The sequence below is a fragment of the Hymenobacter sp. YC55 genome (genome assembly GCF_029433095.1).
In the GTDB taxonomy this organism is placed as follows: domain Bacteria; phylum Bacteroidota; class Bacteroidia; order Cytophagales; family Hymenobacteraceae; genus Hymenobacter.
Window position 1 is genome coordinate 3,177,958 of the sequence record NZ_JARNTX010000001.1, and the last position, 9,906, is coordinate 3,187,863.

At 49.2% G+C, this 9,906-nt stretch carries 8 protein-coding genes and 1 rRNA gene; 3 read left to right on the top strand and 6 right to left on the bottom strand.

All coding sequences use genetic code 11. The annotated features are described in order from the left end of the window. Nucleotides 1–43: 43 nt before the first annotated feature. The 3 genes from purB to P1X16_RS13215 all read left to right on the top strand — a co-directional run bounded on the left by purB (nt 44) and on the right by P1X16_RS13215 (nt 3,796). On the top strand, nt 44–1,408 hold the full coding sequence (gene purB, locus P1X16_RS13205) for an adenylosuccinate lyase (RefSeq protein ID WP_277229403.1): 1,365 nt from the start codon (nt 44–46) through the stop codon (nt 1,406–1,408). Nucleotides 1,409–1,553: 145 nt separating this feature from the next. Next, on the top strand, nt 1,554–2,264 hold the full coding sequence (locus P1X16_RS13210) for a helix-turn-helix transcriptional regulator (protein ID WP_277229405.1): 711 nt from the start codon (nt 1,554–1,556) through the stop codon (nt 2,262–2,264). 434 nt (nt 2,265–2,698) lie between these two features. Continuing rightward, on the top strand, nt 2,699–3,796 hold the full coding sequence (locus P1X16_RS13215) for a glycosyltransferase family 9 protein (RefSeq protein ID WP_277229407.1): 1,098 nt from the start codon (nt 2,699–2,701) through the stop codon (nt 3,794–3,796). Nucleotides 3,797–4,158: 362 nt separating this feature from the next. Here the strand turns inward: P1X16_RS13215 and P1X16_RS13220 are convergent, their stop codons facing one another. The 6 genes from P1X16_RS13220 to rrf all read right to left on the bottom strand — a co-directional run bounded on the left by P1X16_RS13220 (nt 4,159) and on the right by rrf (nt 9,896). Next, entirely contained in the window at nt 4,159–5,286 is a 1,128-nt protein-coding gene (locus tag P1X16_RS13220) for a glycosyltransferase (RefSeq protein ID WP_277229409.1), read from the bottom strand. A 59-nt stretch (nt 5,287–5,345) separates the two neighbouring features. Continuing rightward, on the bottom strand, nt 5,346–6,350 hold the full coding sequence (locus tag P1X16_RS13225) for a glycosyltransferase family 2 protein (RefSeq protein WP_277229411.1): 1,005 nt from the start codon (nt 6,348–6,350) through the stop codon (nt 5,346–5,348). Beyond that, nucleotides 6,343–6,876, bottom strand: a complete 534-nt coding sequence (locus tag P1X16_RS13230; RefSeq protein ID WP_277229412.1) for a DUF4199 domain-containing protein — start codon at nt 6,874–6,876, stop codon at nt 6,343–6,345. Before P1X16_RS13230 ends, P1X16_RS13225 begins: the two co-directional genes overlap by 8 nt. 49 nt (nt 6,877–6,925) lie before the next feature. Further along, entirely contained in the window at nt 6,926–7,453 is a 528-nt protein-coding gene (locus P1X16_RS13235) for a DUF4199 domain-containing protein (RefSeq protein ID WP_277229414.1), read from the bottom strand. 54 nt (nt 7,454–7,507) lie between these two features. Further along, nucleotides 7,508–9,568 carry a BatA domain-containing protein gene (locus tag P1X16_RS13240; protein WP_277229415.1) on the bottom strand — a complete coding sequence of 687 codons (2,061 nt, stop codon included), beginning with the start codon at nt 9,566–9,568 and terminating at the stop codon, nt 7,508–7,510. A gap of 216 nt (nt 9,569–9,784) precedes the next feature. Further along, nucleotides 9,785–9,896 (bottom strand): 5S ribosomal RNA (rrf, locus tag P1X16_RS13245). Nucleotides 9,897–9,906: the final 10 nt, after the last annotated feature.

Sequence of the window (9,906 nt, forward strand, 5' to 3'; positions counted from 1 at the left end):
GCCTTTCGTTACCTTTGGCCCTTCAGGCCAACTACTTCACTGCATGTCTACTGCCGCTGACTACTCTACGCTTACACCCTTAACTGCTGTTTCTCCCCTCGATGGGCGCTATCATCGCCAAACTACGCCGCTGGCTCCTTACTTCTCGGAGCTGGCTCTGATTCGGTACCGGGTCCTGGTGGAAGTGGAATATTTCATTGCGCTGTGCGAGTTGCCTCTGCCCCAGCTTCAAGGCGTTGACCCTACTCTTTTCAGTGAGTTGCGCAGCATCTATACCAGCTTTTCGGTGGCCGATGCTGAGGCGGTGAAAGCCCACGAGAAAGTGACCAACCATGACGTGAAGGCCGTAGAATACTTCCTGCGCGACCAGTTTACGGCGCTTGGCCTCGGCGGCTTTCTAGAGTTTATTCACTTCGGCCTCACTTCCCAGGACATCAACAACACGGCCATCCCGCTGAGCTTGCAGCATGCGCTTATCCATACGCTGCTGCCGGCGTATGCGCAGGTGCGCAACCAGTTAACGGAGCGCGCTACGGAGTGGAATTCGGTGCCTATGCTGGCCCGTACCCATGGCCAACCTGCCTCTCCCACGCGCTTGGGCAAAGAAATACAGGTGTTTGTAGCACGACTCGATGCGCAAGTGGCTCTGTTGGGGCAAGTACCTTTTGCCGCTAAATTCGGCGGGGCCACCGGCAACTTCAATGCCCACCACGTCGCCTATCCTCACCACGACTGGCACCAGTTTGCGCAGCAGTTTGTGGAGGGTCGCTTAGGCTTGAGCCGCAGCTTCCCTACCACTCAAATCGAGCATTACGACCACTTAGCTGCTCTCTGTGACGCCGTAAAGCGCCTTAACAACATTCTCATCGACCTGGCTCGTGACGTGTGGCAGTACATTGCCATGGGCTATTTCCGCCAAACGGTTAAAGCTGGTGAGGTTGGCTCCTCGGCTATGCCGCACAAAGTCAATCCTATTGATTTTGAAAACGCCGAAGGAAATCTAGGTTTAGCCAACGCCGTGCTGGAACATCTATCGGCTAAGCTGCCCATTTCCCGCCTACAGCGCGACCTCACCGATTCCACTGTTCTGCGCAACCTTGGTGTACCGCTTGGCCACACCCTTATTGCCCTCACTTCGCTCCAACGTGGCCTCAACAAGTTGGCCCTGGATGAAGAAGCCCTGCGCCGGGACCTTGATGCCAACTGGCCCGTGGTAGCCGAAGCCATCCAAACCATTTTGCGCCGCGAGAACTATCCAGATCCGTATAATGCCCTTAAAGCTCTTACGCGCACTGGTGGCGCTATCTCAGAGGGTACAATCCGGGAATTTGTCGAAACCCTGGATGTGAGCGAAGCCGTGAAGCAAGAATTACGGTCGATAACGCCAGCTAACTACGTGGGGATTTAAATAACCTGTTCCTTTAAGATTGAAAGAGCCGACAGCTTAGAGTTGTCGGCTCTTTCTGTAGCTGAACAATAAAGAAAGTGCAAATCAGGATTGGATATGCAATAAATGCTATGTATATCGGCGTAGCATTATATTTCTCCTTGCTATGCCAGATTTGCCGCAACTACAGCCTGCTACAAACCTCTCGCTTCAGGATTATCAGATTATTGACACCAAGATTGCAGAAGTTGCAGCTACTGCCGACGATTATCCGGGAGTAGTTATTGTGTTCAATACTCGGGCTGACGATGTAAAATATATGTCGGCACGCGGCCTACGCGACTTGGGCACCAGCATGGCCGAGCTTAAGGCGCTCGGGGCTGCTTATTATCCTAAGTTTTTCAATCCGGACGAGGCGCATGAGTACGTGCCGAAGCTGGTTGACATGATGCAACGCAATGATCTGAATTACATCGTGTCGTTTTTTCAGCAAGTGCGTACTGGGCCAGGCGGGGCGTTTGAGCTGTACCTAAGCACCGTGAAAGTATTAGCCCAAGACTCGGTTGGAAAACCTCTGCTGCTTATTTGCTTCTCCTGCCCTATCGACCGTGAAAGCCACGTAACTTCGAAAGTGCAGCGCCTGCTCGACGAGAACAACTTTCTTCGTCGTCACTCAGCCACCTTCGCACGCCTTACCTGTCGGGAGCGGGAAGTTCTTCGGCATATGGCCCTAGGACATACCGCACCCGATACTGCCAAACTGCTGCATGTGTCAGTGCAAACAGCTGAAACCCACCGCCGCAATATCCGCCAGAAGCTTAATGCCTCCTCAGCTTTTGAGCTAGGTCAGTACGCCCGCGCTTTCGACTTGATCTAACTTATCTACCACAATATACCCGAAAGTAGGTATTGTTGGTTGGCGTAAGCAGCTAGATATTAGAGGGTACAGCTTGACCTCCTACCACCTACCTGCACATGCTTTACTCCAGCAAATCAACCGCCGACGAGAGTCCGCAGCAACCAGTGTCGGAACTACGTCTTACGCAGTTGCTACCGGCAGCTCCACAATTCATCGGCCTGCCAACCTGCGCAACTGATAGCCCAACTAACTCTTCAACTGCTGTGTCTTTAGTATTCCCTCCGACTATACCAGTTGCCCCACAACTGTTGCCAAGCTAATCTATTTGCGCAGCTACAGGCCGTGTTGATATATCCATAGCTACAACGGGCTTGGCCTGATAGGCTGCTGAAAATACGCAGCATTGAACATCAGGGGAGGTATTTATCTTCGCGGTTCCTAACTGCGTCTCCATGCCCAACCTGAACGGCACTACCGTCCATCCCGATTGCCGCCACTTCCGTGGTGATGTCCCCTGCCGCCCCAACAAAGAGCATGGCTATGTGTGTGCTGGCTGCCCTGTCTATGCGCCCACCCAACAGCGCATTCTCATTATCAAGCTTGGCGCCATCGGCGATGTAATTCGCACCACGCCCTTGTTGCGGCGCCTGCGCCAGGAGTACCCGGCTGCTAAAATTACCTGGCTGACCCTTACGCCCGCCATCCTGCCGCAGGGCGCAATCGACGAAATTCTGAAGCTGGATATGCCGTCGGTACTGCACTTGCAGGCTCGTGAGTTTGATTTGCTTTTCAACCTTGACAAAGACAAGGAAGCCTGCGCCCTGCACGATACCATTCGCGCCACGCACAAGTTCGGCTACACTCTACATCCGGCCGGAGTGGCATGGCCCGGCAACGACTTAGCGCAGCATAAGTTCCTGACCGGCGTATTCGACCAGCTCAGCTTGGCCAACCAGAAGCCCTACGTGCAGGAAATTTTCGAGTTATGCGGCTTCGAGTTTCGAGGCGAAGAGTACGTTTTCGATACGCACGAAGACAAGGGCTACAACTGGAACAGCCTGCCGCAAAGCCGCCCCCGCATTGGCCTGAATACCGGTTGTGGCGACCGATGGACTACGCGCTTATGGTCGGATGAAAAGTGGATAGCCTTGATTACGCAACTCCAGCAAGCCGGCTACTTCCCTGTGTTGCTCGGTGGCACTGCCGAAGACGAGCGGAACCAGCGTTTGCACGCTGCTACGGGCGCCTCATATCCTGGCACCTTCCCGCTAGAGCAATTCATCAACCTGATGCATCAGATGGATGGTATTGTAACGCAGGTGACCATGGCTATGCACATCAGTATTGCGCTGGCCAAGCCGACCATCCTGATGAACAACATTTTCAACCCCTACGAATTTGACCTCTATGGCCGCGGCCAACTCGTGCAGCCTGACCGGGAATGCGTCTGCTTCTACCGCGGCACCTGTAAGCTCAGTACTAGCTGTATGGAAGATTTGCCAGCGGAAAAAGTGTTCCAAGCGGTGCAAACGAGTGTACCGTTAAGCTAAGTAAGCTTCACTCCTCGTTAGACTCTGCTTAGTATAAGAATCTATCCACCAGACCCACAGCCTTCGGGAGCCTAACATACGGTGGTTGGGGCCTGTATAATGGGAGGTGATACGTTCTATTAGCCATTCATGGTCCCAACCCTCCCATACACCTACTATGCTTAGCAAGTTGCTCCATAGAGCAGGCGCTACTTCATCATAATTTATTTCTTGAATTTCATCCCAAGTGAATCCACTAGCAGCCGCTTCAACTGCTATTTGCTGTAAATCAGAATCCTGCAATTCAGTATCCAGATAAAGCCTTGCTAATGCTACCCACACTGGGCGCCGTCTCTGTAGCTCCTGTATGTGCACGTAATTCTTCAAAGCCCCGCTACTTCCTTTAGCGCCTTCACCATCTCACTCCAAGAAAACAACTTTTTTTGCTCGCGCACACCGGCTGCAAACTTGGCTTCGCGGTGATGTTCATAAAAGTCAACTAATGCGTCAGCTATAGCTTTTGCAGTTGGCTTCACAACATAACCTACTTCACCATCCGGAATTAGCTCCGCTAAACCGCCTACATCAGTTACTAGCATAGGCCGTTCGAAATGGTAGGCAATCTGCGATACGCCACTTTGCGTCGCGTTTTTGTAAGGCTGCACTACTAGGTCAGCTGCACAGAAATAATCTACCACCCGCTCGTTTGGGATGAAGTCGGTAGCCCGAACTAAGCGGTTCTCTAAGTTATGTTGCTTGATTAATGCTTCGTATGGCGCTGCATCTTCATAATACTCGCCAGCTACAATCAGCTTGACAGGCAATGCTGCCAGCCGGGCATCAGCAAAAGCCTCCAGCATAATATCCAGCCCCTTATACGCTCGGATAAAGCCAAAGAACAGCAAGTAACCAAACTGAGGATCGAGCTGCAACGCTTGTAGGGCTTCTGATTTCGCTTTCAGAGGGCCAAAATTATCATAGAGTGGATGGGGCTTGTATTGGGCTGGCTGCTTGAAATGCAAACGGCGTAAGTCAGCCAATACTGCCCGGCTCATCGTGACAAACCCGTGGCAGGCCGAAAGGAAATAACGCGTGAATGGCCGGTCGCCAGGCCGCTTTTCGTGGGGTATCACGTTGTCGGTAATGGCCACGATTCGGGTATGACCGTTACCGCGAATGCGCCGCGCGATAGTGCCCAAAGCGGGCCCCATAATAGGCAGCCAAAACCGAAAGATTACTAAATCCGGTTTCTCCCGACGAAGTTTCTGCCCCACGCGCCACCAAGTCCACGGATTTACAGAATTAATGCTGACTTCAATAGTCAAATCAGATGGACCTGCTTCGGTACTAAACTGCGTCTGACCAGGAAATAGAAAATCAGGATACTGGAGCGAAAACGTTACCAGCTTTGCCTCGTCACCCGCTTCGCGAAAAGCCCGTGCCAACCGTTCGTTATAAGTGGCAAGGCCGCCCCGTAGTGGATAGGCCGGACCGATGATGACAACTTTCATTTAACAGGTAACAACTAGCAAGCAATCTAGCAGCCGAGACATAACGCAGACGTTAACCATCAATTGGCTGAGTAAGAATGAATAGAATTCACCCGGTCGCGCACTAAGTAGTCATTACGGTTGGGCCCATTAAGCTGAATCAATTCCGCTAAGAAGCCAGTCATGAACAGTACTACTCCAATTATTACAGCTACTAAAGCCAAAAAGAATAAAGGCTGGTCGGTTACGTTGCGCGCCTTCAAGTTGTGTAAAGCCAGGTACACTTTCTCCCCAACCAACCACAGCGTAATTAGCATCCCAAGCACAAACGACAACGTTCCCATCGTCCCGAAGAAGTGCATGGGCCGCCGGCGGAACCGGCTCACAAACGTGATGCTCAGCAAGTCTAAAAAGCCGTACACAAAACGCTCCAACCCAAACTTGGTAACTCCATACTTGCGCTCTTGGTGTTGCACCACCTTCTCCCCGATCTTACGGAAGCCAGCCCACTTTGCAATCACCGGAATGTAACGGTGCATTTCGCCGTACACCTCAATGCTTTTCACTACGCGTTGATTGTAAGCTTTCAGACCGCAGTTGAAATCGTGCAGTTGAATGCCGGAAATCCAACGGGTCACGCCGTTGAAAAGCTTCGTTGGAATGGTCTTAGAAAGAGGATCGTAGCGTTTTTGCTTCCAGCCACTCACCAAATCGAAGCCGTCTTTGGTTATCATCCGGTATAGCTCTGGCAATTCTTCTGGTGAGTCCTGTAAGTCGGCGTCCATAGTGCATACCACCCGGCCCACTGTCTCGCGGAAGCCCACATTCAAGGCTGCCGACTTACCATAATTGCGGTTGAAGCGGATACCTCGCACATGCGTATCAATTTCCGCCAGTTCCTCAATTACCTCCCAAGAGTTATCTGTCGAGCCATCGTCAACGAGAATAACCTCGTAGGTTAGCCCGTGTTGCGCTAGTACCCGACGAATCCAACTTGTTAGCTCCGGCAAAGACTCTGCCTCGTTGAGCAACGGGATGACGATAGATAATTCTACTGGAAACGAATGCGAAGGGCGCTTACTCAAACTCAGGGCGATTGTACTTTGTAAAAATAGAGACAACTAGTCCTACTATTACTCCTCCTACCGCACTCGATAGTATAGCTCTACCAATTTGTGTAGGAGACTTAATCTTCTCATCCGACATATCAGCGATACTCTTATCTATTTGCTCTTCTGGAATACTAGAAAATGTACTGAGCCAAGCTTCCATATCTGACCGCATTCGCATAGCATAATCTGGGTCAATAAAGTTGACATATATATAATTGAATAACCCACTCATTACACCAGATACCAGAGATAAAATTATTACAATCATCACACCTTGGCCATATCTCATGAATCCGCCATTCTGTTGCTTAAAATTTCGATGTGCTATAACGACACCTACTATGTACACTAATAAGCTGGCTGATAGATAGATTGAATATTTAAAGGATAGTCCAGTGACGCGCAATATAAAATCAACAATTATCCAGATTAAACCTGTGATTATACCATAGCGAATAGCAACAGCACTGATCGAAACGGGAGTAGCAGTATTTTCCATTGTGAAGTAATTAGGTGGTTTCTCGCAAGAAAAATACGCATTTAGCACACTATTTCCGCAGGAATATCCCGCCTGGAATACTTATCAGCAGCCCGACTAAAAACTTCCTTACATAATCATCAGTGGCCAAATCCTGAGCAGAGAAAGCTAAGTTTCGGTAGGCCTGCTCGTATTGCTGACGGCCATTTTTTTCCTTCAAGAACATGGGCTTGGCCTGTTCCAATAAATGCCGCATCTCGGTTAAATGGCGGGCAATTGGCTCTGGTCCGGTGCTTCGTGCAAAAGCATATACGCTGGTAGCTGATACTACCGACGCAAAGAGCGTAATCAACAGCCCAGTGCCGACAGATCGCAAAAGGCCAGGTCCTTCAGGCTTATAATACTGACGCAGCTTCCACTGCCCTAACAACACTGCGATTGGTGGTGCAAAAATAGCCATTAGGCGTTTGGGACCATAAGGGTTATTGCCGGCCCAATACAGACCTACAATCCAAAAAGCACATACTATACCTGCACCAACTCCAAATAGCAGTGCTGTCCGCAAAACGGGTTTTTCAGGCGAAACAGAAGTTTCCAAACGATCAAGACTAATGAGGCGGCAAGATACGAGGACTTCGGTTACTCATTGTAGTTAGGCTGCCACAGCCGTTGCTTCCACAGCTTTAGGCTGCCGAAAAAAACGAAGCAGTAGTACCTCTGTCAGCAAGCAAGCTAAGGCCGCCCACAAGCAATACTGCCAGAGTGGAGTGCCTACACGTTCAGCTCGGTACTTTGCCGCCACCGATTTACCAGTGCTGGCATCGTATACGTGTATGTTAGGATGATTAGCTCCTACGAGCTGTCGTAGCTCATCAGCCGAGTAAGCTGCTAATTCTGATTCTCTTTTATCAAAGTTGAAAGCTATAGTGGCAACTATCCGGCCATTGCTCGTCAAGTTATAAAACCCAGGCTCCCGCATTTCGGCAGGTACATCAAACCGTAGCATACCCGCTTGTAAGCGTTGGCTAGGAATAAATGTCGAACTATCCTTGCTAAGCTTAAACACTTGCTCAGCTTCTTTAGCTGTTGCAACTTCTTCAGCAACGTTCACAGCAATGGTACCTTGGTTCAACCAATAAGCGGGCTGTTGTTGTCGCTGGTAGCTTTGCATGGCAAGCCGGTACATTACTGGTACAAACAACGCGTGTTGAGTGAAATCAGAGTAAGTATTGTCAAATGGCGTTGAAAACAGATAGACAGTACCCTTACCACTAGAATAACTACCCAAAAACCCATCCCCATCACGCATGCGCATAATATCTGCTCCCGAGCGTGACCAACTCAAAACTGGGCTGGCTTTTGGCATAACCGGTTGCCGGTTTTGTGTACCAAATACATCTTTGAAAAAAGGATTTTGAACGCTAGGTACTGCTACTTCGCGTAGCACAGGCAGTGCTCCTGCTTTCTCCCATTGAACAGGTCCAACACCTAGTATTTTAAATAGCTGGTCGTATGACGCACGACCTGCAACTCCAGCAGGCGGCACTATTACAACTGAACCACCCCTCTGCACTACTCGACTTAAGCTTTCGCGCAATCCAGCATCCACTCGCTCTTGCCCTTGCAGTACAATTAAGTTGGCTTCTTCTACTTGTCGGTAATCTGAGCTACCTGGCTTTGCAGCCTCGTACAAAAACAACGGTTCGTTAGCATACAGCTGACGTGTAGCGGTAGCTCCAGTCGCAACATCTAGCACCTTTATTTTAGGTGAGGGTTGTAGAGTGAAATAAAATGTGTTATCAAACACAACTGGATAATCTTCTAACTCAATTCTGCACTGAGTTAATTGTTCGCCATCTACCCGTACACGCATAGTAGTTGTCACCGGCTTCTCAAGCGGGATAGATGTTCTGAATACTGCGGCCTGCTTTTCGCCTACATATAGCTTTACTTGGCAATCATTCACGGCAACATTACCACCGCTTTTTAAACGGATATTCAACAATATATCCGTATTACTCCGAACAAAAGCATCGTTCAACCATACACTGTCAACAAAAGCATTGTGCAACTCTTTGTTACCCCCTACTGGCACAAGAAATACGTGCTGCGTCGAGTCTAACTTGTTCAGTGATTGTATCGGGAAGCTATTCTTTTGAAAATCAGAAAAAACAAAAGCTTGCTCAGTTCGTCTAACGCCTCTTTGCAGCCTCAGTAAATCGCTTAATACTGAGTTTCCCTGGCCGGATATGCTTAATTTGTCTATTATAACCTGATAAGCAGCAGATGATTGTGGTTGCGCAAGTGCAGGTAATGAAAAATTTGTAGTTACCGGATAAGCTGTAGGTAACTCTCTTGCCTGCTTAACTGCTTGCTCAAACAAAGACTGATCATCACTTATGCCGGCTTGCATGCTAGGGGAAGTGTCAACTACTACTCCCACTTGGCTTTGCACTTTGTTGTCTTCTACCGGAGCTAGTATATATGGTTGAACAAACATTAATACCAAAAAGGTTAGAAAGCCAATTCTAGCTATAAGCACCAATAATTGCTTGAGCTTGCGTTGTCGTGCAGTTACTAGTTTAACCTCTTTTATAAAACCAACATTAGTAAATAAGACGCGCTTCGGCCGCCGAAGCTCAAATAGATGTATAGCTATTGGAACCGCAAGGGATAATAAACCCAGTAAGAACCATGGATATGCTAGAGCCATATTACACTTGTAAGTTTGTGTAAATAGACACAAAATTTATTCTTAAAACGCTCCATACTTATAAAAAAGCGTGTTCCTATCTCAATTATATCAGAACTGTAATAAGATCTAAACTGTGTTCTCTATAAAGCTGTGCTAGCAGAATTTAGCTACTGCCTGAAAACAGGTTCGCCCCTCAACGGCACAGGGCCGGAGGGGCGAACGTGATTACAGTAAGGTTGGCGGCGACCGACTCTCCCACCGATGAAGGCAGTACCATAGGCGCTCCGGGGCTTAACGACTCTGTTCGGAATGGGAAGAGGTGAACACCCGGGCTAAAGCCACCATTGCTGGTGTAC

What these genes read in the sequence shown, in the direction of transcription:
- P1X16_RS13220 (WP_277229409.1), bottom strand. Translation starts at nt 5,286, where the DNA reads ATGAAAGTTGTCATCATCGGTCCGGCCTATCCACTACGGGGCGGCCTT.
- purB (WP_277229403.1), top strand. Translation starts at nt 44, where the DNA reads ATGTCTACTGCCGCTGACTACTCTACGCTTACACCCTTAACTGCTGTT.
- P1X16_RS13240 (WP_277229415.1), bottom strand. Translation starts at nt 9,568, where the DNA reads ATGGCTCTAGCATATCCATGGTTCTTACTGGGTTTATTATCCCTTGCG.
- P1X16_RS13215 (WP_277229407.1), top strand. Translation starts at nt 2,699, where the DNA reads ATGCCCAACCTGAACGGCACTACCGTCCATCCCGATTGCCGCCACTTC.
- P1X16_RS13230 (WP_277229412.1), bottom strand. Translation starts at nt 6,876, where the DNA reads ATGGAAAATACTGCTACTCCCGTTTCGATCAGTGCTGTTGCTATTCGC.
- P1X16_RS13210 (WP_277229405.1), top strand. Translation starts at nt 1,554, where the DNA reads ATGCCAGATTTGCCGCAACTACAGCCTGCTACAAACCTCTCGCTTCAG.